Source organism: Flavobacterium sp. KACC 22758, from assembly GCF_028736135.1.
Taxonomy (GTDB): domain Bacteria; phylum Bacteroidota; class Bacteroidia; order Flavobacteriales; family Flavobacteriaceae; genus Flavobacterium; species Flavobacterium johnsoniae.
Genome location: NZ_CP117878.1, coordinates 620,590 through 645,623, shown reverse-complemented (window position 1 = coordinate 645,623; position 25,034 = coordinate 620,590). Strand labels below are relative to the sequence as shown.

The following is a 25,034-nucleotide window of genomic DNA, read 5'->3' as shown; positions in this document are numbered from 1 at the left end:
TATTTTATTTTTTTAATTAAAATTGCAAATTAACTCCTAACATGTACGATTTTGCCTGAGGATAGTATCCTCTGTCAACACCTTGTACATTGTTCATTCCAGCTGTAGTAGGTCCTCCAATTTCTGGATCAAAACCAGTGTATTTTGTAATCGTAAACAAGTTTTCTCCAGTTAAATACAGTCTTACTTTTGTTAATGAAATACTGTTTATCCATTCTTGTGGGAATGAATATCCAAACTGAATTGTTTTGAATCTGAAGAAATCACCTTTTTGTAAATTAAAATCAGATGGATTACTAAAGTTTTTGTTTGTATCGTCAACAGTAACTCTAGGATAAGAATTTGTTGATCCTGGTCCTGTCCAACGACCTAAAACTTCTGTCTGGTAGTTCGCATTTGTAATATCTAATCTTCGTAATCCCTGATAAATCATGTTTCCGCCAGCTCCCTGACCAAAAACTAATAAATCAAATCCTTTATAGTCTAAGTTTAAAGTTAAACCGTAAGTAAATTTAGGTAATGAAGTTCCTAAGAAATCTCTATCGTTACCGTCAATTTTACCATCTCCGTTTAAATCCTGCCAACGGAAATCTCCCGGTTTAGCATTTGGCTGAATTACTACACCTGATGCATTTTTATAATTATCGATATCTGCCTGAGTCTGGAAAATACCGTTTGTTTTAAATCCGTAAAATGAGTTATAAGACTGACCAACCTGAGTTCTGTTGATTTCATAAGAAGTTGATTGTACTGTTTCATCTCCTGCAATAAAATTCACTCCTTTATCAATATAAGTGATTTCATTTTTGATATAAGAGAAGTTTCCGTTTACAGAAAGATTCAATGCGCCAATTTTTTTACGATATCCTAATTCAATATCAACACCTCTATTTTCCATATCTGCTAAGTTGGCATAAGTATCACCACTTGCTCCAACATATCCAGGAATTGGCACTTTCATTAAGATACCTGATGTTTTTTTGTTAAATAAGTCAACACTTAAATTGAAGTCGTGGAAAAGTGTACTTTCAAAACCAATGTTTGCTTGTTTAGTTTCTTCCCATTTCAAATCAGGGTTTGGAATAGCGTTAGGGCTTTGTCCTGGTACTGGTGTTCCTCCAATAGTATAATTTCTTTTGTTACCAATAGTTGAAAGGTATAAGAAATCAGGAGAAGAGTCGTTTCCTGTTACACCATAACCTCCTCTAATTTTTAAACTAGTTACAACGTTATTTTCTTTCCAGAATCCTTCTTTTGATGGTACCCATCCAAGAGATACTGAAGGGAAAGTTCCATATTTGTGGTTTGGTCCAAATCGTGTAGAACCATCACGACGAATAATACCTGTAAAAATATATTTTTCTTTATAATCGTAATTTAATCTTGAGAATAAAGACTCTACTCTGTGCTCAACTGCTGTTGAATTATAAGCGTTAACAAATTTATCAGCCAATGGGATATCTACATTGAAAGAAGCTTCGTCATGAGTAGTTGCCGGAATTCCTTGGTAAGTAGCATCGTTACCTGATGTAATACCATCTACATAAGTACCTTTACCAATTAAGATACTGAAATTGTGGTCACCAAATTTCTTAGTATAATTTAAAGTGTTTTCCCAGTTCCAGCTGAATGATTTTTTGTATGATCTGAACAATTCATTTTTATCTCTTTTTGTAGCTCCGTTTAAGTAGAAAACTGGAGTAAAGTTGTCAGAACCATAATAAGCTAATTTTGCACCTGCAGAAGATTTAAATTTTAAACCTGGCAATAACTCTGCTTCAATAAAAACATTACCAACAAAATTTTCTGCAAAATCATTATTTCCTAATCTTGTCTGCGTGTATGCTAATGGGTTTGTATTTTCCTGTGTTACAATAGTAGAAATACCATAGTAATGACCATTTGCATCTTTTAAAGTATTTGGATTAGCATAAATTGAACCCGGACCTGTTTTAGAAGGATCAGTTTCAATAACAGGAGTCAACGGATCTAAGTTGATTGCAGATGCTAAAGGTCCTCCAAATTCGTCGTTTGTATTACCAATTCCAATCGTTTTTTCATTAGAATATCCTAAAGTCTGACCAACTTTAATGAATTTTCCAATTTTATGATTAGAGTTTAATCGGATATTTTTTCTTGTATAATTAGAAATATCTGTAGTAACAATACCTTCCTGATCTGTAATACCAAAAGACATATAGAATGTAGAAACATCATTACCTCCGCTGAAGCTTAATTCGTGAGAATAACGCTGTGCATGATTGTTAAAAATAGCATCCTGCCAATTTGTACCTTTTCCATAGTTTATAGGCTGTCCGCTTCCATTAACAGTTGGAAACAATGGTGCTTTACCTCCATTAGTATACGCTTCGTTCATGATTGTTACATATTGAGAAGCATCTAATAAATCGATTTTCTTTGCTGCCTGAGATGTTCCTGCAAATCCAGTATAGTTTACAGAAATTTTTCCTGCTTTACCTTTTTTAGTAGTAACAATGATAACCCCTGCTGCCGCACGAGAACCATAAATAGCTCCAGAAGCACCGTCTTTTAAAACCTCGATAGATTCAATATCTGATTGATTCAAATAACCAATACCACCGTTGTCTACCACAACACCATCAACAACCCATAGAGGATCATTATTGTTTAATGTAGTAAATCCACGAATTCTAATTGTAGAAGCAGAACCCGGCTGACCTGCATTTGCTGCAATAGAAACCCCAGAAACTCTACCTTGTAAAGACTGCTCAATTCTGGTAATTGGAAGATTTTCTAAATCCTTTCCTTTTACACTAGAAATTGCTCCTGTAACAACGCTTTTCTTTTGAACTCCGTATCCTACAACAACAACTTCATTTAAGTTTTGAGATTCCGGCTGAAGTTTTACACTTATTTTGTTTCTTCCATTTACTGCTTCCTGTACAGTAACGTATCCAACAAAACTAATTGTTAAAGTTCCATTAGAAGGAACATTGATCTGAAATTTTCCATCAAAGTCAGAAGCTGTAGCTTTATTTGTTCCTTTAATCAAAACTGTTGCTCCCGGGACGGGCATTCCACTTTCATCATTAATAGTTCCGGTTACCGTAACATCCTGTGCCATTGCGATAACTGAGAACAATAGAGATGAAACACAAAAGATAAGTAATTTTGTTAATTTCATTTTTCTAAAAATTTTGGTTAATTAATTAGTAATTTGATGCAATAATAAAGTTAAATTTTTACTATTGGTAATTAAATTTCATTACAAAAACACATCAAACTAAATTTTTATACATTACAAAAACACATCATTTTTTTTATAAAAAACTGATTTTTAATATTTTAAATAAAAAATATTGAATGTTATTAAAATGTTAATTACAAAAATAAACACTACATTTATTGAAAAACAATTATTTTAGCTTTTCTAGGAAAAAATCAAGAAAAAGTACTGATTAACAACACCGTTATTTAAGATTAAATCAAAAAACAAAACATTTCTTATAAAAATACTCTCATAAAATTATGAAATTCATAAAATCATTTTTTTTAACGTTTGTACTTATACATCTATCAAATATGCTGTCTGGGCAGGTAAAAAATATTGGATTGCCTCAAATAAAAAACTATAAAAGGACAGAATACAAAGGAGGAACACAAAACTGGAATATAGATCAGGATAAAAATGGAAATATTTACTTTGCCAACAACAGCGGCTTGATTCAATTTGACGGATCAACCTGGCATAAATATTCTTTACCTAACGGAACTGCAATTAGAAGTGTAAAGATTGATTCAGACGGAAAAATTTTTGTGGGAGGAAATGATGAATTTGGATATTTTAACAGCGACCAAAAAGGTATTTTAAGATATCATTCTCTTTCAAAATTAATTGACAAAAGTACCAATAAGAATATCAATCTAATATGGAGAATACATATATATAAAGGAGAAGTAATTTTTCAATCATTTACAAAAGTATTTTTCTACAAAAACAATAAATTAAGACATATTAATGCTCCTAACAAATTTCAATTTTCTTTTTTAGTAAATAACAAACTTTACTTTCAGGATAAGGTATTAGGAATTCTGGAATACAAAAACCAGAAACTAAAACCAATTGAAGGCTCAACTGTTTTTAACGATAAGGAGATATGGTCTGTGTTTCCTCTTCCGAATAACAAACTATTAATGGCTACGCTGGAAAAAGGACTTTTTGTTTCAGATGGAAAATCGGTTAGGCCATGGAATACCGAAGCAAATGACTTCATCAAAAAAAACACATCGCTGGGCGGATGTATAATTAAAAATAAATTTATAGTTTTAAATTCAGTTCTAAATGGATTTATCGTCTGCGATTTAAACGGAAAAATAATTCAGCATCTTAATCGTCAAAAAGGCCTTCAAAACAACACCATTTTAACTTCATTTGTAGACAATAAAAACAATCTCTGGCTTGGACTTGATAATGGAATTACATTTATCAATGAAAACTCTCCTTTTACTTTTTTCGATTACAGCTATAATATAGGAACTGTTTATTCTTCGGTAATTTTTAATCAGAATTTATATGTAGCAACCAATCAGGGATTATTTTATCATCCTTGGAATAAATCATTTAAAGACGAACCTTTTAATAAAGTAGAAGGTACAATTGCTCAGGCCTGGAATGTTCAGGTAATAAACAATACTTTATTATGTGCAAGTAACAGCGGAGCCTTAGTAATAAACAACAATAAGGTGTCAAAAATTTTAGACACAAAAGGATATTTTGGTTTTAAAGCTATTCCCGGCCATGATAATTATATAATAGGAGAAAGCTACAATGGCTTTTCGATATTTAAAAACGGGCCAAACGGAATTGAATATGTTAATCAGGTAGAAGGTTTTGATGAAACAACAAACACATTTGAAATTGAATTAGATGAAAATTATCTATGGCTGAAAAAAGATCCATATTTATATCAGATGACGCTTTCCAGCGATTTAAAAAGATTTGATCATATCAAAAAACACACTCAAATTTCAAATAAATACAAAGGAATAGAAAGCTTACAGTATATAAATAAAAAAATTTACTTTCAGGCAAAAAATCATTTTTATAGATATTCTCAGGAACAAGAATCATTTTTTGAAGACAAAAAACTCAGCGCTTTATTTAAGAATATCCCGGTAATTAATACTCTGATCGAAGACTCAAATGGAAATCTTTGGTATTCTTATAACGAATCTTTAGGAGTTTTAATAAAAAACAAAAATGGCAGCTTTACCCGAAACCAGGCACCTTTTTCAAATCTTACCGGAAACCTTGTAAACAATTACATTTCAGTAAACACAATCGATCCAAGCAATATATTTATTGGATTAACAGACGGCTTAACACATTATGACTCAAAAATACCTAATTCTTTTATAACTAAACCAAAGGCTTTTATTGAAAGCTTTTCATTTCCAAAAGACACTATATTAATTGGAAATTTAAAGAATGTTTCTAAAGAATTCAGACTGCCATACAGTTCAAATCATGTCAAATTTACATTTTCGTCTCCAACTTACGAAAATCAGGAAAATCTAATGTATTCTTACAAATTAGAACCATTTGATGACAACTGGAGGAATTGGTCAACTGTAGCTATAAAAGAATATACAAACCTAAGAGAAGGCAGCTATATTATGAAAATAAGAGCTAAAAACAGCTACGGAATCATTTCTGATATCAGCGAAGTAAAATTTACGATTTCGCCACCTTGGTACCGCCATTTTCTGGCATATCTTTTATACTTCTTTTTAGTCATTGCAGCAGTTTATATTATTTCTAATAGAATTCAATCTAAGATTAGAAAAAATAAATATTACGAAACTATTGAACAAAGAAGATTATACCTGGAAAAAGAATCCAAAATTAGGTACGAACAGCACGAACTTGAAAAAGAAATTGAAAAGCTTAAAAACGATAAGCTTCAAATAAAAATTTTGGCAAAGGATAAAGAATTAGTAAATAACTCATTGCAAGTTGTTAAGAAAAACAAGGTATTAAATGGCATTATTCACAAATTAAAAGACATTGATACTAATATTCTAGACGATTCGACAAAATTTGAATTTAACAAATTGCACAAAAGCATCGTAAAAGAAGTAAATACAGACAAAAGCTGGAAAGATCTTGAAAAACATATCAAGAATGTACATTTTGATTTCTTAAAGCGTTTAAAGGAGAAATATCCAACAATATCGCCCCGCGAACTCGATTTATCGACTTATTTATTAATGAATATGTCTACAAAAGAAATTGCCGAAATTATGAACATTTCTGGCGGTGGTGTAGAACTTGCCCGTTACCGACTTAGAAAAAAGCTAGGGTTGAATAAAAAAGAAAACTTAATTGGTTTCTTGATGAGTATTTAAAAAAAAGATCCGACACTTCTGTCGGATCTTTTTTTATGAGATATAATCTAAAGTACGTTCCAAAGCCATTCCTCTGGAACCCTTTATCAAAATCGTATTATCTTTAAATTCAATTGTTTTTAGATAAGCTGCGAAAGCATCAAATGTTTCATAAAATTGAATATTAGCATTCGAAATCTTATTTTCATAAAATGATTTTCCAATCAAATAACATTTTGATTTATTCTGATCAGACAGAGAATCTACAATTGCTTTATGTTCTTCATGGCTTTCATTTCCTAGTTCAAACATATCACCCAGAATCATTATTTTATTTTGATTTTCTAATTGAAGAAAATTAGTAATCGCCACAGCCATACTGCTTGGATTTGCATTATATGCATCTAAAATAATCTCATTTGACCCTTTTTTTAGCAATTGAGACCTATTATTTGCCGGAATATAATTCTCGATAGCTTCTTTTATTAAAACATCTTCAACATTGAAATATTTCCCAATCGAAACTGCCGCATTGATGTTATTCGCATTATAAAGCCCGATTAAATGTGATTCTACTTTAAAATCTTCATACTCGATGACCACAAAAGGATTTGCCTCAATATTTTTAATCTTTAAGTCGGCAGATTCTTTGTTTACACCAAAAGTAAAAGCTTTAATTCCTTTTGATTTTTCAATCTGAATGGGATCTTCAAGGTTTACAAAAACAGTTTTATTGTTTTTTAACAAATATTGATACATTTCACTTTTGCCTTCAATAACACCCTGCACACCGCCAAAACCTTCTAAATGGGCTTTCCCGAAATTAGTTATATAGCCATAATCCGGCTGGGCAATTTCACATAAAAATTCTATTTCTTTTTTATGATTAGCTCCCATCTCTACTATTCCAATTTCAGTTTCTTTTGTAAAAGAAAGCAGTGTTAACGGAACGCCTATGTGATTATTCAGATTCCCTACAGTAGCTTTTGTTTTAAACTTTTTAGACAAAACAACATTAATAAGTTCTTTTGTCGTTGTTTTACCATTACTTCCTGTAAGTGCAACAATTGGAAGTTTTAAATAATTACGATGAAATTTTGATAGTTCCTGCAGTGTTTCTAAGCTGTTATTAACTAAAATAGTTCTGTCGTCAATAAAATAAGATTCGTTATCTATAACAACGTATAACGCACCTAAATCCAGTGCTTCTTTAGCAAAAGTATTTGCATCAAAATTTTCGCCTTTTATGGCAAAAAACATAGAACCTTTTTCAATTTTTCTAGTATCAATCGAAAGAGATTGGCATTTCAAAAACAAGTTATGAATTTCCTGAATATTCATTTAATATCTTTTTTATAGACTATAAAAGTAGAAAAAAGCAATAAAAAAATTCCAAATTCCGAACTGAAAATGCAGCTTTGGAATTTGGAATTTTTTATGAAATTTTCTTTATCTTAATTTCTTGGTGATTTTCTTCTTTCAGTTTTAGCACCTACTCTAGACATTGCACATCTGAAACCAATGTAATCAGTTGCCATATCCTGAGGAAAGTATCTTCTTTGAGCTGGATCTAACCAGTAAGCTCTGTCTCTCCAAGAACCTCCTTTGTAAACTCTTACTTTATCATCGATTAAAGTTGTACGTTTACTAGAGTTATCATATTTTCTAATCATTTTACCTAAACTATCAGTAGTGATATTGTGCTTAGGAGAGTTGTACATTGACTGATCAGCTTTTGATCCTGACTCAGAATCTCCAAAGTCAAAATATCTTGAAGATTGTTTATCACCATCTCTGTAGTTGATATTATCACTTGTACTAAAGTTTGTTCTTAAGTAAGTTTCTTGTTCGTCAACCGGAACCTGAGCAATTTCTCCAGGAAGGTTTCTTGCAACAACTTTACCATTACTTAAAGTGTCATACTTAATCGTTGCTGTAGAAACGATTTCAATTTTACCGTCTTTACCAATTTTGTTTTTAGCATATTGGTTACCTCTGTAGTAGTTGAAATCATTTGCTTCGTTATCAATAATAGGTCTGTAAACATCGGCAACCCATTCTGCAACGTTACCAGCCATGTCATATAGACCGAAATCATTAGCTGCATAACTTTTCACAGCATTTGTGATATCAGCTCCGTCATCAGACCAACCTGCAATTCCACCGTAATCACCGTTTCCTTGTTTAAAGTTAGCCAATTGATCACCTCTGTTTTTACGTTTGTTTGAACGTGTGTAATCTCCAGACCAAGGATATTTCTTTTGTCCTTTGTAAATATTGTATTCTCTTTGTCCAACATCAGCTGCAGCTGCATATTCCCATTCTGCTTCAGTAGGAAGTCTGTATTCTGGTAAAATGATACCAGAAGAACGTTGTGCATATACGTTTTTCTCTTCAGGAACAACACCGTCTTTTCCTGCTTTTGGTCTTCTTCCGTTAGGGTTTTTCTTTAATACTAATTCTTCATTTCCACCATAAGTTGTAGATGGAGATGCAACGTAAGCTTCAGTGTTAAATAAACTTTCAGCAGTTACATCATTTGTTTTAGCACCTTTTTTAAGATAACCATTTTTCTCTAAAACAGCCTCGTTTACACGGTCTGTTCTCCATTTACTAAATTCAACAGCTTGAATCCAGTTAACACCAACTACAGGATAGTTAGCATAAGATGGGTGTCTTAAATAGTTATTAGTCATCGTTTCGTTATAACCTAAACGATTTCTCCATACTAAAGTATCAGGAGATGCTCCTTCGTAAATATTTTTGTAATTTTCTTCTGTTGGTGGGAAAACTTTCTTTAACCACTCTAGGTATTCCAAGTACATACCGTTGGTAACTTCGGTTTCATCCATGTAGAATGATTGAACGTGTTGTTGAGTTGGTGTGTTATTCCAATCGTGCATAACATCATCCTGTACTTTACCCATAGTAAACGTACCTCCTTCAACAAAAACTAATCCAGGTCCAGCCTGTTGTTTTTTCCCAGCATTTCTAGCAGCTGTTCCATTCTGACTATCTACATCCCAGCCAGTTGCTCTTGAAGCGTGACTCGAACTCGATTTTTTGCTACAACTAGCCGTGCCCAACATCAATACCATTGACATCATTAATTGCAAGACTACAATTTTGTTTACTTTCATACTCATTCTTAGGTGATAAATTTAGGTGCTGCAATATAATAATTAACATTTAATTAGCAACATCTGTTCTAATAATTTTATTTAGCTGTTTTTTACCAGAAAATAACCTATAGTTACGAACGCAAAAATATACTTTTTATTATTTACTGTAACATGAAATACTATATTTTTACTTACTAATTTTTTTTTGATTAAATTTCGTTTTTGAAACCAATGAAACAAGCCCTGATCGCATACTTTATACTACTGCCAATACTCTCATTTTCTCAGATAAATGGGAGCTTCACGATAGATTGGCAAAATAAAAAAGAGATAAATTACGGCGAGAGTAAAATCACAATTCCATACTTTTCAGGAGATGGTTTCCGCTTCGACATTACAAAAAAAAGCATAACATTACTGCTTAATCTGAATCAATCTAACCTTTCAGCCGGCAGTTTAGTCACGTTAACCAGTGTAAATTATGAAGCAGTTTCAAGAGCAGAATTAGGCGATTTACTACTTGAAAACATCCCCGATAAGCTTAATGAAACGTTAAAAATTACAAATTCCAGAGATATGAAGCAGGCTTTTCTGTTTCTTTCACCTATAATTAAAGAAGGCAGCAGCTTTAAACGTGTTAAGTCATTTTCATACTCGATTCAAAATACAACACCCAGAACCAGCAGCTCTTCTACATTTCAAAAATCGGCTGCGATTTCAAATTCTGTTTTGGCTTCCGGCGATTGGTATCGCTTTTACATTGAGAAATCGGGCGTTTACAGGATTTCCAAATCTTTTTTACAAAGTCTGGGATTTGATCCAAGCAAAACTGATCCCAAAAGAATTAAAATTTACGGAAACGGCGGAAGAATGCTCCCGCTGGCAAATAATGTTTATTATCCGGAGGATTTAGAAGAAAATGCTATCCAGATTATCGGTGAAAGTGATGGCGTGTTTAACAATGAAGATTATATCTTATTTTATGGTGAAGGAGTTGAAAATTGGGACTCTGAAAACCAAACCAATCTTAATTTATATGATACTAAATCCTATTATTATATAACCTCAGGCGGAAATGAAGGCAAAAGGATTTCCAACTTAAACCAGCCTGCAGGAAACAGCACTTTAGAGCTAAACACGTTTGATGACTATCAATTTCACGAAATCGACCAGACCAATATAGCCCATCTGGGACGTCAATGGCTTGGTGAATCTTTTGACATCAACCAAGAACAGGAATTCAGCTTTAGTTTTCCTAATCTTGATACGACAGTACCTGTAAAAATCGAATTAAATGCAGCTTCGGCAGCTTTTACTACAACTTCATTTGGAGTTTCGGCAAACGGGCAAAATATTGGAACAATTAATATTGGAAGTATCACAGTAAATTCTGATGTTAAATATTTAACCGAAAAACTTCCAAACAACACAACCTTTACTGGTGCAGAAACCATAAAAATTAAACTTACCTATAATAATAATGGTGTTCCGGGTTCAAAAGGCTATCTGGATTATATTAACCTTACTGCCAAAAGAAAACTGCTGGGAACAGGAAAACAATTTAAGTTCCAATACGATCTTGCAGGCTCAACTACCGGAATCGTAAATTACAGTTTTGGAAACGCAGCGGGGATTTCTCAAATCTGGGATATTACAGACCTATATAATGTATCAAAAATCGAGAATACAAATCAAACCTCTTTTAGCTTTAAAGCTGCTTTAGGAGAAATTAGAAAATATATTGCCATTGATGCGTCTGATTATTATACTCCTTTAAAAGAAAACCAATCTAAAGTTACCAATCAAAATTTAAAAGGAACTATTTTCAGAAACAGCCAAAACAACTTTCAGGATATTGATTATGTAATTGTAACACCAAGATCATTAAGTTCTCAAGCCGAAAGACTCGCAAATTTTCACCGCACAAATTCTAATTTAAATGTAAAAGTAATTTCGCTTGAAAACATCTATCAGGAATTTTCTTCCGGAAAACAAGATATTGCAGCTATTAGAAACTGCATTCGATACATATATAATAATGCTTCTTCATCAGATAAAAGAGTAAAATATTTAAACCTTTTTGGAGATGCTTCATTTGATTATAAAAACCGAATTGCAAATAACAATAATATTGTACCTATATATCAAGCCTTAAGAAGCAACTCGGTTGGCGAATCTGGATTTGCCTCTGATGATTTCTTTGGTCTTATGGATTCTAACGAAGGTATTGTCGCCTTCCCTTTTGGCGGTATTGACATTGCTGTTGGAAGAATGTTAGTTTCAGACAATACACAGGCTCAGGAAATAGTCAATAAAGTTTTAGAATATCACGACGTAAAATCATACGGAAACTGGAAAAACAATGTCGTTTTAATAAGCGACGATTCTGACAGAGCTTCAGACGCCACGTTACAAACACGTCAAAATAATTTAGCTGATAAAATCTCAGCCGAAAAACCTTTTTTTAATGTTGACAAAATTCTTTTGGATTCTTATACTCAGGAAGCTTCTGCCGGAGGCGCACGTTATCCAAAAGCCCGAACTGATTTTTTCAACGCATTTGAAAAAGGCGCGTTAATATTTAATTATCTGGGACACGGTGGTGAAGACGGGTTGGCAAGCGAAAGAATATGGGAAAAAGCCGATGGTCAAAACTTAAACAATCAATATAAATATCCATTATTTATAACCATTACCTGCGAATTTTCAAGATTTGACGACCCTTCAAGACCTACTGCCGGAGAATATGTGTTTTGGAACCCAAAAGGAGGCGCTATTTCTATGCTGACAACGATTCGCGAAATTGGTCAGTCTAATGCAGAAAATTTTAATGACATTCTAAACAAAAACCTGCTCTCATACGGATCAAATCAATACAACAGCATTGCAGAATCTCTTAGAATATCTAAAAACGAAAGCCCGAGTTCGTCAAGTAATGTTGTAGTATATCTTGGTGATCCTGCTTTAATGCTGGCGATTCCAAAACCCCGAATTAATTTAACGAAAATAAACGATATTGTGATTTCGCAGCCAATTCCTGACTTTAAATCATTGGCAAAAATCAAAATTTCAGGTGAAATTACAGATGAAAACAATGTTCTTTTAAGCAATTATAACGGTGAATTGGCAACAGCAATTTTCGACAAAATGATTACTTCTTCTACCTTAAACAATGATGGATATAGCCCTGCAATGTCATTTAAAACTTTGGGAGAAACCATATTTAGAGGAAACGCAACAGTAACCAATGGTCAGTTCGAATTTAGTTTTGTAGTTCCAAGAGACATACGCATACCGGTAGACAACGGCAGAATCAGCTTTTATTCAAAGAAAAACCAGGCTTTAGAAAATCAGTCAGGTTATAATACTATTATTAAAATTGGAGGAATAAATGAAAATGCACCTCAGGACAATATAAGTCCGAAAGTTAAGTTATATATGAACGATGAAACATTTGTGTCTGGCGGCATTACAAATGCATCACCGTTTCTTCTAGCCTTTTTGGAAGACGAAAATGGTATTAATACTGCCAGCGGAATTGGTCATGATATTGTAGCTGTATTAGATGGCGATACCAGCAATCCTTATATTTTGAACGATTATTATCAAACAAAATTGGATGATTACACAAACGGAAATTTACGTTTCCCGCTGCGAAATTTATCTGCAGGACTGCACACTATAACCTTTACAGCATGGGATGTTTACAACAATCCCGTAACTAGTGAAATACAATTTGTGGTTGTAGGAGATGAAGAATTAACATTATCACACGTTCTTAATTATCCCAATCCTTTTTCAACTTACACCCAATTTTGGTTTTCACACAACAGACCGTATGAACCTTTAGATGTTCAGGTTCAGGTTATGACAATTACAGGAAAAATTGTCTGGACTAAAAATCAAATTATAACAACAGAAGGCTTTTTATCGAGAGAAATTACGTGGGACGGAAGGGATGATTTTGGCGACCGGATTGGAAAAGGAGTTTATATTTATAAACTTACTGTTAAATCTAATTTAACAAATAAAAAAGCAGAAAAATACGAAAAACTTGTCATTCTATAATATTGTATATATTTGTAACATAAATACCATTAAGCCCACAAATGAAAAAAATATCGCTTCTATTAATTTGCCTATTAATTACCACATTCGCAAAAGCCCAAGATATTGAGCGCCCTATTACAACTGGAGTACCATTTTTATTAGTCGCAGCCGATGCGAGAGCAGCTGGTTTAGGAGACCAGGGTGTTGCCACTTCTTCAGATGTTTTTTCTCAACAATGGAATCCTGCCAAATATGCTTTTGCAGAAGACGCGCAGGGACTTTCTATCAGCTACACTCCTTATTTAACAGATCTTGCCAATGATATTTCTCTTGGTCAGGTTACGTATTACAACAAAATTAATGACCGAAGCGCCTTTGCCGGTAGTTTCCGTTATTTTGGTTTTGGAGGAATTGAACTGAGACAAACCGGGGATCCTAACGAGCCAACAAGGGAAGTAAATCCAAACGAATTTGCTCTTGATGGATCTTATTCATTAAAATTAAGCGAAACATTCTCTATGGCTGTTGCTGCAAGATACATTCGCTCTAATTTAAAAGTAGCAACCGAAGAAATTGATGCATCAGCAGCAGGTTCTTTTGCTGTAGACGTTGCCGGATTTTATCAATCAGAAGAAATTGCTTATTCTGACTTTAATGGGAGATGGAGAGCTGGTTTCAACATTCAGAATTTAGGACCAAAAATAAGCTACGATAATGACGATTTAAGCGCAAACTTTTTACCGGCTAATTTAAGAGTAGGTGGAGGTTTTGATTTTATTTTTGATGATTACAACAAACTTGGAGTAAGCCTTGAACTTACAAAACTTTTAGTACCAACTCCTCCGGGACCTGGAACACCATATGATGCTAACGGAGACGGTGACTTTACTGATCCGGGTGATATTTCACAGACTCAGGCTGACGAAGCAAACTACAAGAAATACAAAGATATTGGCTGGGTATCCGGAATTTTTAAATCTTTTGGAGATGCTCCGGGCGGATTCAGCGAAGAATTAAAAGAGATTACCTATAGCGCTGCAGCAGAATATATGTATCAGGATGCTTTTGCAATGCGTTTAGGATATTACCACGAAAGCCCTATGAAAGGAGCTAAACAATTCTTCTCTCTGGGAGCAGGATTTAAATACAGCATGATAAAAGTTGATGTTTCATACTTATTCTCTGCATCAAAAGTTAAAAATCCTTTAGAAAATACACTTCGTTTCTCTTTAACCTTTAACTTTGGCGACAAATACGAAACGTACTAAATAAAAAACATAAAGAAAACTAACAATCCAAATTTCTGCATTTTAGAAATTTGGATTTTTTTTCCTCAAAATAAAATGAAAGAAATAAGCATTACATCGTCATTCACTATTTACGACAACATCAATGAGCTTTCTCAGGATGTTCAGGATTTAATGAATCAAGCTATCGAAATTCGTAAAAAAGCATACGCTCCCTATTCAAAATTTAGAGTTGGAGCCGCCTTACTTCTAGATAATGGAAAAGTAATTCTAGGATCTAATCAGGAAAACGCCGCATATCCGTCTGGCTTATGCGCAGAAAGGACAGCCATTTTTTATGCCGGAAGTATTTATCCCGAAGCTAAAATTTTAAAAATGGCAATTACTGCAGCTTCAGACACAAATCAAACTCAGGCACCAATTCCACCGTGTGGTTCTTGCCGTCAGTCGATTGCAGAATATGAAATCAAACAAGACACCCCTATCGAAATTTATTTTATGGGCGAAATAGGTGAAGTTTACAAATCAGCTTCCCTAAAAAATTTACTCCCTTTTATGTTTGATAAAAAGTTCTTGTAAAAAAAAGCCAAAAAGTATCGTTTTAATTTTAGTTCTTAAATGTAATGTCTTATTTTTGCATCCCGACCTTTCGGGCGCAAATTTGTGGGAGGAAACTATTTTGCGTTACAGGCAACAATAATCGATAACACAAACAACTTTAGCAAAAGAAAGAATTCAGATGAAAGAAGTTACAAAAGAGGTATATTTAAAGTGGTATGAGGACATGCTGCTTTGGAGAAAGTTTGAAGACAAACTTGCAGCATTATACATTCAACAAAAAGTTAGAGGTTTTCTACACTTATATAATGGTCAGGAAGCTGTATTAGCGGGCGCACTGCACGCTATGGACTTGACTAAAGACAAAATGATTACTGCTTACAGAAACCACGTTCAGCCAATTGGTATGGGAGTTGATCCTAGAAACGTAATGGCTGAGCTTTTAGGAAAAGCAACTGGAACTTCTAAAGGCATGGGAGGTTCAATGCACATTTTCTCTAAAGAACATGGTTTTTATGGCGGACACGGAATCGTAGGAGCTCAAATTCCTGTAGGAGCCGGTATCGCTTTTGCAGATAAATATTTCAACACTGGCGGTGTTACCATGACTTACTTTGGTGACGGAGCTGCTAGACAAGGTTCTCTTCACGAAGCTTTTAACATGGCTATGTTATGGAAACTTCCAGTTGTATTTATCGTTGAAAACAATGGTTATGCAATGGGAACTTCTGTAGAAAGAACTGCAAACCACACTGACATCTGGAAATTAGGTTTAGGTTATGAAATGCCTTGCGGACCTGTTGACGGAATGAACCCTGTAAAAGTTGCTGAAGCAATGCACGAAGCTATCGAAAGAGCGCGTCGCGGAGACGGACCAACTTTCCTTGAAATGAAAACGTACCGTTACAGAGGACACTCTATGTCTGATGCACAATTATACCGTTCTAAAGAAGAGGTTGAAGAGTACAAAAAAATCGACCCAATTACGCAGGTTCTTGACGTAATCTTGGATCAAAAATATGCTACACAAGAAGAAATTGAAGTTATTGACCAAAGAGTTAAAGACTTAGTTGAAGAGTGTGCGAAATTCGCTGAAGAATCCCCATACCCAGACTTACAACAATTATACGATGTAGTATACGCACAAGAAGACTATCCATTTACACCTCATAAATTATAAGAATTATGGCAATTAAAGTAACTATGCCTCGTTTGAGCGATACAATGACGGAAGGAACGGTAGCAACTTGGCTTAAAAAAGTAGGCGACAAAGTAAGCGAAGGTGATATCTTAGCTGAAATCGAAACAGACAAAGCAACAATGGAGTTCGAATCTTTTAACGAAGGAACTCTTTTACATATCGGAATTCAAGAAGGAGAAACTGCTCCTGTTGATTCATTATTAGCTATCATTGGTAAAGAAGGAGAAGACATTTCTGCTCTTTTAGCTGGTGGTGATGCTCCTGCTGCTGAAGCTCCAAAAGCGGATGCTCCTGCTGCTGAAGCAAAAACTGAAACTGCTGCTCCTGCAAAAGCTACAGCTGAATTACCAAAAGGTGTTATAGTTGTAACTATGCCACGTTTGAGTGATACAATGACTGAAGGTACTGTAGCAACTTGGTTGAAAAAAGTTGGCGATACTGTAGCTGAAGGAGATATTTTAGCAGAAATTGAAACAGACAAAGCTACAATGGAGTTTGAGTCTTTCAATGCTGGAACTTTATTATACATCGGAATTCAAGAAGGAAGCACTGCTCCCGTTGACAGCTTATTAGCTATTATTGGACCTGCAGGAACTGATATTTCTGGAGTTGCTGATAACTTTACTGCTGGAGGCGCTGCAACTGCAAGTGCTCCTGCTGCAGAAGAAAAAGCTGCACCTGCTGCTGAAAAAGCACCAGAAGCTGTAGCTGAAACTTCAAATGGAGGAAGAATTTTAGCTTCACCTTTAGCTAAAAAAATTGCTTCTGACAAAGGAATTCAATTATCACAAGTAAAAGGATCAGGAGAAAACGGACGTATCGTGAAAAGCGACATCGAGAACTTCACTCCATCTGCTCAAGCTCAAACTGCTGCTTCTGCACCAGCTGCTAAACAAGAAGCATCTGCTCCTGCTGCACCAAAAGTTTTTGTTCCTGCTGGAGAAGTTTACACAGAAGAGATCAAAAATTCTCAAATGCGTAAAATCATTGCTAAACGTTTGGCAGAATCTTTATTTACTGCACCTCACTACAACTTAGTGATCGAAGTAAGCATGGACGAAGCAATGCAAGCAAGAGCTGCTATCAATAGCGTTCCAGATACAAAAGTATCTTTCAACGATATGGTAATCAAAGCTTGTGCTTTAGCACTGAAAAAACATCCAAAAATCAACTCTCAGTGGAAAGAAGATGCTATCATCATCAACCACCACGTAAACATTGGTGTTGCTGTAGCTGTTGAAGACGGATTAGTAGTTCCTGTATTGAAATTTACAGACGCTATGAGTTTATCTCAAATTGGCGGTTCTGTAAGAGATCTTGCTGGAAGAGCTAAAAACAAAAAACTTGGACCACAAGAAATGGAAGGAAGTACTTTTACAGTATCTAACCTTGGAATGTTTGGTATTACTGAATTCAATTCAATTATCAACCAACCAAACTCTGCTATCCTTTCTGTAGGTGCAATTGTTGAGAAACCAGTAGTTAAAAACGGTCAAATCGTAGTTGGAAACACAATGATGTTATCATTAGCTTGCGACCACAGAACAATTGACGGAGCAACTGGAGCTCAGTTCTTACAAACATTAAAACAATACATCGAAAGCCCAGTTACTATGCTGGCGTAATCTTTGTTAATTTTATAATTAAATCCCGTCCCGAAGTTTTTCGGGACGGGATTTTTTGTTTAATTTTCATCCTAAAATTCAAAACCTCACAAAATGAAGAAACTAATTCTTGCCACTTTATTTCTGACAGCAATTGCCTGCCAGAAAAAAGAAAGTACAGAAAAAACTATAGCTGTTGTTGATGAACACAGTTACTCTAAACCAGAACTCGCTGTAGCAAAACATCTTGATCTTGATATTAAAGTTGATTTTGACACTCAAACAATTTCAGGAAAAGCTTCCTGGACAATTGACAACATCAGTAAAGGAAATGAAATTATTTTCGACGAAAACACTTTAAATATTACTAAAGTAACTTTAGGCGACGAAGAAAAAGAAACCAAATTCGAACTTGGAAAAGACACAGAATTTCACGGAAAACCACTTCATATCACAATCGAACCAAACACAACCAAAGTAAACATTTATTACAACACTACTAAAGATGCTGTAGCTTTACAATGGTTAAAACCAGAGCAAACTGCAGACAAAAAGAAACCTTTTGTTTTCTCTCAAGGCGAAAGTGTTTGGTCTCGTACTTGGATCCCTTGTCAAGATTCTCCTGGAATTCGTTTTACTTACAATGCAAAAGTTACGGTTCCTAAAGATTTATTGGCAGTTATGAGTGCTGTAAATCCGCAGAAGAAAAATGACACTGGAGTTTATACTTTCAAACAAGACAAAGCAATCCCTTCTTATTTAATGGCGATTGCGGTTGGAGATATCGAATTTCAAGCAATCGACAATAGAACTGGAGTTTATGCAGAACCATCTGTTCTAAAAAGTGCTGCTTATGAATTTGCTGAATTAGGAAAAATGGTAAATGCTGCTGAAAAATTATATGGACCATACCGTTGGGGACGTTATGATGTTTTGGTTTTACCTCCAAGTTTCCCTTATGGCGGAATGGAGAATCCAAACCTGACTTTCTTAACTCCTGGAGTAATTGCTGGAGATCGTTCACTAACAAGTTTACTAGCACACGAATTAGGCCATAGCTGGAGCGGAAACTTAGTTACAAACGCTACTTGGGATGATATTTGGCTAAACGAAGGTTTTACAACATACGTTGAGCACAGAATTGGAGAAGCTATTTTTGGCAAAAAAGAATTTGAAATGCAAAACGTTATCACACGCAAAGAACTTGTTGATAATGTAGCCGAATATGGCGATACAAATCCAGATACCAGACTTAAAGTTTCACTGACAGGAAGAAATCCTGACGATGGAATCAGCATGATTCCTTATGTAAAAGGTTATGCTTTTTTAAGAGTTATTGAAGATGCGGTAGGCCGTGAAAAATTTGACGTTTTCATTAAAAATTATTTTGATGCACACGCTTTCAAATCAATCACAACAGAAGATTTCGTAAAATACATCAACGAAAACCTTATCAAAGGAGACAAAGCGCTGGCTGATAAAATAAAACTGGAAGACTGGATTTACAAACCCGGAATCCCATCAAACATAACTCCTGTAAGTTCTGCTGATTTTGACGCTATTGACGCTATCCAAAAAAGCTGGAGAGAAACGGGTGTTGCAGGTTTAAGCAAAAAAATCACTACAACAGCCGAAAAACAACATTTTATTGATCATCTTCCTGATAATATTACAGCAAAAGAAATGGAAGCGATTGACAAAGAATTCAATTTTACAAACGGCGGTAATTTCATCATTAAACGTCAGTGGTTTGTTCAGGCAATCCGCCATCAATACAAAGCTGCAAACCCAGCAATTGAACAATTTTTAATTGGAAGCAGCAGAACGGGATCTGTAATGATGCTGTATAAAGAAATGGCCAAAACTCCAGAAGGAAAAACTTGGGCAAAACAAATTTTCGGTAAAGCAAAATCTGGATATCACGCTACAACAATTCAAACTTTTGAAAGCGTTGTGAAATAGTTTTTAGTGTACAGTTTTCAGTCGCAGTTTTCAGAAACAAACGAACTGTTCACTGAGACTGAATACTGAGACTAAAACAAATAAAAAAACCGATTACAAAGTAATCGGTTTTTTTATTTGTTTTTAGCTTCAATCCATTTAGACATATACATTGTACTTTTATAAGCATGATGCTGCAATAAATTGCCCATAAAATTATGAAGACGGTGGCTTTTAGAATCTGTCAGCAGAGCATTTACTATTGCAGTTAATTTATCTGAATAATGGCTTTTTTGATACCATTCATTGATAATCACAACGCCATTTTTTTGAGATTCTCTCCAAAGATTTTCATCCTGATAAAGTGCAATTGCTTTTTTTGAAAACTGCTCTGGATCATTTTCAATAATTCCATTCCAAGGCAAAACACCGTGCATAGCTTCAGAACCAATTGTTGTGGTTACACTTGGCGTTCCGCACTGCATCGCTTCTAATAACTTTCCTTTTAAACCTGCTCCAAAACGAATTGGCGCCAGAACAACCCGAGCCTTTTTCACTACTTCATTTGCATCTTCTGCCCTTCCCATAATAAAAAATCCGTTTTTGGGCTGATGCAATTGCAATACTTTTTGCGACGGATAAGCACCGTAAACCTCCAAAACAGCTTCCGAAAAATCTTTTTTGATTAAAGGCCAAATTGCTTCTTTTAAATATTGAACAGTATTCCAATTTGGTTCATGTAGAAAATTACCAATGAAAACAAAATTTTTCCGATCTTCAAATGAAGGTAATTTTAAAAGATCATTATCCGAAATTTTATCAACTAAAAAAGGAAGATAAAAAAGTAAATCTCTGTTTATCCTAAAAACAGCCTCCAGAATATCCATTTCAAATTCAGAAATAATAAGAGATAAATCACATCTCAAAATACTGGCAATTTCTCGTTTTGCCACTTCTTCAGACAACAAATCGTGTATTTCAAATTTTCTGTTATCTTTAAAAGCTTTCTGCCTTGCCGTTCGCAGACAATGCAAATCTTCTGTATCTAAAATTCGGATTGCATTTGGACACTTTTCCGTCACTCTCCAGCCAAATTGTTCTTCGATCATAAAACGATCAAACAACACAACATTAGGATTTAATGCAGTTATAAAATCATCGAAACTGGCAGAATTGAGCTCAATACTTTTCTTTGCTATTCCAAATTCAGATAAATCAACCATAAAATCACTGTCTAGAGCAGCACTTGCAAACGTAATTTCAAAACCATTTTCTTTAAAAATAGAAATCAGCTGCATCATCCTTCCGCCTGCTGCAGAAGAATTTGGCTCAGGCCAGACGAATCCAATTATGAGAAGTTTTTTTATCTGATTCATTGTAATTTATTTCAACTTACAAAATAATGCTTTTTTCGGCGCAATCCCGCGGCATTTCCTGATTTTTAGTAATAAAAAACACTAATTTTGCAGGAATAAAATGTTGGGAAATTATGTTGGGATTAAAATTAGCTACAGACCCTCGCTGGGTTAATATTGTAGAGTCGAATATTGAAGAAATTTTGACAGATCATGCGTGGTGCGAACAAAAAGCAGCTTCAAACGCCATTAGTATTGTGACCTATAATTCTGAAATAGAAGAATTAGTAACCGAAATGCTTATTATCGCCAGAGAAGAACTCGAACATTTTCAAATGGTTCATAATATTATAAAAGAACGAGGTCTTACTTTAGGGCGCGAACGAAAAGACCATTATGTAAATGAGCTTTTCAAATTTATGAAAAAAGATGGAAGCCGACGTGATGCACTCAGCGACCGATTATTGTTCTCTGCCATGATCGAAGCCAGAAGCTGTGAGCGTTTTAAAGTTCTTTCTGAAAATATTAAAGACGAAAAATTAGCTAAATTTTACCGCGATTTAATGATTTCTGAGGCCGGACATTATACTACTTTTTTAGGATTTGCCAGAAAATACCAAGATAATATCGACATCGACAAACGATGGAAAGAATGGATTGAATATGAAGGTTCTATTATTACCAATTATGGTAAAAAAGAAACCGTTCACGGATAAATTACGCCCTTTTTTACTCTATTTTTTTATTTAAACACCACAAATTGCTATGCAAAAAAGTAAATCCAGGTCAATCGTATTTAAAATTGCGAAGTATTTAGGGATAACTTTCGCTGTTATTTTAGCACTATTATTTTTAACGCCAATTGTTTTTGAAGATCAAATTAAAGAACAGATCAAAAAAACAGCCAACGAAAGACTGAGCGCAGAACTTAATTATTCTGATGTTTCGGTTTCGTTTTTTCGTCATTTTCCATCACTGACTTTAACCTTAGATAATTTAAGCCTTAACGGTTCTGCACCATACAAAAACGAAAAATTTATTACCGCAAAAGAGGTTTCTTTTGGGATAAATGTGGCGAGTTTAATTTTCAGCAAATCGGTAAAAATTGACCAGATTTATTTATCTGATTCTTTTATAAATGTAAAAGTGAATCCAAACGGACAAGCCAATTACAACATTTATAAATCACAAGCCAAAGCCGCAGAAACCAAAGACAGTACTGATACTGCATTAAAACTGGAGCGAATTGAGATTTTAAACAGTAAAATTATTTACGACGATCAGTCAACAAAGGTGCATTTTGATGCGTTTGGTTTTAATTATTTAGGAAAAGGCGATTTAAACAAAGCTGTTTTCGACTTATACTCAAAAGCTAAAATTGAAAAATTAAATATTGTTTATGAAAACGAACCGTATTTAATGAATAAAAAAGTGGATGCTGACTTAATTACAAAAGTCAACATCAACTCCCTTTCTTTCTTTTTCCAGCAAAACAACTTAAAAATCAACCAGCTTTTGGTCGATTTTAAAGGAAAATTCGACATTTTGAAAGATGGGTATAATATGGATTTTGTTATAAAATCTGATAACAGCGATTTGTATGATGTATTTACAGCTTTTCCGCCAAAATACATTACTTGGCTTTCTAAAACAGAATTAAAAGGAAATACAAATCTTCTTTTAACGCTAAAAGGAAATTACATCACATCTCAAAATATCGCTCCGGATTTGAATCTGGATGTCAAAATTGATAATGGATTTGTAAATTATAATAAAAGCCCATTCCCGGTTTCTAATTTAAATTTAGACATTAAAACAAAAGTTCCATCTTTAAATCCGGACCTTTTAACGGTTGATGCTAAAAACCTGTCTTTAAATATCAATCAGGATTATTTAAAATCTAAATTCTTTGTAAAAGGCATAAACACACCTGAAATCAATGCCGATTTTAAAGCCAAAATTAATCTCGAAAAACTAACAAAAGCATTAGGTATTCCAGACGTTGAATTAAAAGGATCTTTGGCGGGAGATATTCAGGCGAATGGAAAATTCGACCAAAAAAACAAACTTTTCCCGGTTACCAAAGGTGTTTTTGACTTAGAAAACGGTTATCTTAAAACAAAATATTATCCAAACCCTATTACCAATATTACTATTAAATCTAAAATCGATAACCAAAAGGGAACTTTTGAAGATTTAAAAATCAAACTAAAACCAGCTCAGTTTACTTTTGAAGGAAAACCTGTTTTTGTAGAAGCCGATTTGAGTGATTTTAATGATTTAGCATACGATATTAAGGCAAAAGGAGAATTGGACGTTAACCGAATTTATAAAGTTTTCTCTCAAAAAGGACTTGATTTAGATGGTTTCATTAAAGCCGATTTAGTTTTAAAAGGAAAACAAAGCGATGCCGAAAAAGGAAATTACAGCAAATTATACAATAAAGGAACGCTTGAGCTGCGAAATATTGGCGTAGCATCTGAATATCTTCCTAAAAAATTCATTATCAAAGAAGGTATTTTCAAAATCAATCAGGATAAAATGTCTTTTAATAATTTCCTGGCCGCATACGGACAATCTGATTTTAAAATGAATGGTTATCTACAAAATGTTTTTAACTATGCAACCACAAATACAGGTGTTTTAAAAGGCTCTTTTAAAGTTTCGGCGCGATATATCAATGTAGATGAATTCATGTCGCAGACATCAGCAAATACTTCGGTAACAAAAGCTCCAGCTCCAAAAACAGAAACAAAGACCGAACCTGAGCAAACTGGCGTTATTATTATTCCAACAAACCTGAATCTGCAATTATTGGCTAATGCCCAAAAAGTAAATTTTGACAAGCTGAATCTTCAAAATGCAACCGGTTATTTAACCATGAACAAAGGTAAATTGACAATGCAGAATACTGGTTTTAATTTAATTGGCTGTAATGTGTCCATGAATGCCAATTATCAGGCCGTAACACCGCAAAAAGCAAATTTTGATTATGCCATAAAAGCATCTGATTTTGACATTAAACGAGCTTATAATGAAATTGAAGTTTTTAGAAAAATGGCAAGCGCTGCAGAAAAAGCTCAGGGAATTGTTTCTTTAGATTATAAATTAAAAGGCCGTTTAAATGGAAATATGGACCCTGTTTATCCTTCGCTTGTTGGCGGCGGCGTACTTTCTGTAAAAGATGTAAAAGTCCGCGGTTTGAAAATGTTTAATGCCGTAAGCAAACAAACAAGTTCTGAATCAATGAAAAATCCTGATGTATCAAAAGTAGATATCAAAAGCACCGTTAAGAACAATATCATTACCGTAGAACGCTTTAAATTTAAATTTGCAGGCTTTAGACCAAGAATTGAAGGAACAACAAGTTTAGACGGAAAACTAAACTTAAAAATGCGTTTAGGACTTCCTCCGCTTGGTATATTTGGAATTCCGTTAACTGTTACAGGAACACAGGATAATCCTAAAGTAAAAGTAGGCCGTAAAACAGAAGATCTGGAAGAAACAAAAGATACTGAAAATTAGATATTTTTAGCACAAAAAAAATCTTTCTAAACCTTTGTCGAAGTTTAACCTCGGCAAAGGTT

13 protein-coding genes are annotated in these 25,034 nt (G+C 34.1%); 9 read left to right on the top strand and 4 right to left on the bottom strand.

What is annotated here, in order from left to right; genetic code table 11:
- Positions 1-16: 16 nt before the first annotated feature.
- Positions 17-3,166 carry a SusC/RagA family TonB-linked outer membrane protein gene (locus PQ462_RS02790; RefSeq protein ID WP_274252286.1) on the bottom strand — a complete coding sequence of 1,050 codons (3,150 nt, stop codon included), beginning with the start codon at positions 3,164-3,166 and terminating at the stop codon, positions 17-19.
- Between the two features lie 344 nt (positions 3,167-3,510).
- On the opposite strand from PQ462_RS02790, the gene PQ462_RS02785 reads away from it, so the two are divergent.
- Positions 3,511-6,390 carry a triple tyrosine motif-containing protein gene (locus PQ462_RS02785; RefSeq protein WP_274252285.1) on the top strand — a complete coding sequence of 960 codons (2,880 nt, stop codon included), beginning with the start codon at positions 3,511-3,513 and terminating at the stop codon, positions 6,388-6,390.
- A gap of 33 nt (positions 6,391-6,423) precedes the next feature.
- Here the strand turns inward: PQ462_RS02785 and PQ462_RS02780 are convergent, their stop codons facing one another.
- Both PQ462_RS02780 and gldJ read right to left on the bottom strand, forming a co-directional pair.
- Entirely contained in the window at positions 6,424-7,710 is a 1,287-nt protein-coding gene (locus PQ462_RS02780; protein ID WP_274252284.1) for a UDP-N-acetylmuramoyl-tripeptide--D-alanyl-D-alanine ligase, read from the bottom strand.
- A gap of 113 nt (positions 7,711-7,823) precedes the next feature.
- Positions 7,824-9,509, bottom strand: a complete 1,686-nt coding sequence (gldJ, locus tag PQ462_RS02775; protein WP_274253707.1) for a gliding motility lipoprotein GldJ — start codon at positions 9,507-9,509, stop codon at positions 7,824-7,826.
- 213 nt (positions 9,510-9,722) lie between these two features.
- Between gldJ and porU the strand changes: the two genes are divergently transcribed.
- The 6 genes from porU (at position 9,723) to PQ462_RS02745 (ending at position 20,113) form a co-directional block, all read left to right on the top strand.
- Complete coding sequence (porU, locus tag PQ462_RS02770) at positions 9,723-13,559, top strand: type IX secretion system sortase PorU (RefSeq protein WP_274252283.1); 3,837 nt, start codon at positions 9,723-9,725, stop codon at positions 13,557-13,559.
- A gap of 41 nt (positions 13,560-13,600) precedes the next feature.
- Complete coding sequence (porV, locus tag PQ462_RS02765; protein WP_274252282.1) at positions 13,601-14,809, top strand: type IX secretion system outer membrane channel protein PorV; 1,209 nt, start codon at positions 13,601-13,603, stop codon at positions 14,807-14,809.
- A 75-nt stretch (positions 14,810-14,884) separates the two neighbouring features.
- Positions 14,885-15,367, top strand: coding sequence for a cytidine deaminase (gene cdd, locus PQ462_RS02760; protein WP_274252281.1), 483 nt, complete (start codon positions 14,885-14,887; stop codon positions 15,365-15,367).
- 160 nt (positions 15,368-15,527) lie between these two features.
- Positions 15,528-16,526 carry a pyruvate dehydrogenase (acetyl-transferring) E1 component subunit alpha gene (pdhA, locus tag PQ462_RS02755; protein WP_095928018.1) on the top strand — a complete coding sequence of 333 codons (999 nt, stop codon included), beginning with the start codon at positions 15,528-15,530 and terminating at the stop codon, positions 16,524-16,526.
- Positions 16,527-16,531: 5 nt separating this feature from the next.
- The gene (locus PQ462_RS02750) at positions 16,532-18,172 is read left to right on the top strand and encodes a pyruvate dehydrogenase complex dihydrolipoamide acetyltransferase (RefSeq protein WP_274252280.1); all 1,641 of its coding nucleotides are present in this window, start codon (positions 16,532-16,534) and stop codon (positions 18,170-18,172) included.
- Between the two features lie 93 nt (positions 18,173-18,265).
- Entirely contained in the window at positions 18,266-20,113 is a 1,848-nt protein-coding gene (locus tag PQ462_RS02745) for a hydrolase/aminopeptidase (protein WP_274252279.1), read from the top strand.
- A 113-nt stretch (positions 20,114-20,226) separates the two neighbouring features.
- Here the strand turns inward: PQ462_RS02745 and PQ462_RS02740 are convergent, their stop codons facing one another.
- Entirely contained in the window at positions 20,227-21,468 is a 1,242-nt protein-coding gene (locus PQ462_RS02740; RefSeq protein WP_274252278.1) for a glycosyltransferase, read from the bottom strand.
- Positions 21,469-21,581: 113 nt separating this feature from the next.
- Here PQ462_RS02740 and PQ462_RS02735 point away from each other — a divergent pair, with 113 nt between their 5' ends.
- A complete protein-coding gene (locus PQ462_RS02735) occupies positions 21,582-22,163 on the top strand; it encodes a tRNA-(ms[2]io[6]A)-hydroxylase (protein WP_012023625.1) in 582 nt (193 codons plus the stop codon).
- A 49-nt stretch (positions 22,164-22,212) separates the two neighbouring features.
- Positions 22,213-24,972 carry an AsmA-like C-terminal region-containing protein gene (locus PQ462_RS02730; RefSeq protein WP_274252277.1) on the top strand — a complete coding sequence of 920 codons (2,760 nt, stop codon included), beginning with the start codon at positions 22,213-22,215 and terminating at the stop codon, positions 24,970-24,972.
- Positions 24,973-25,034: the final 62 nt, after the last annotated feature.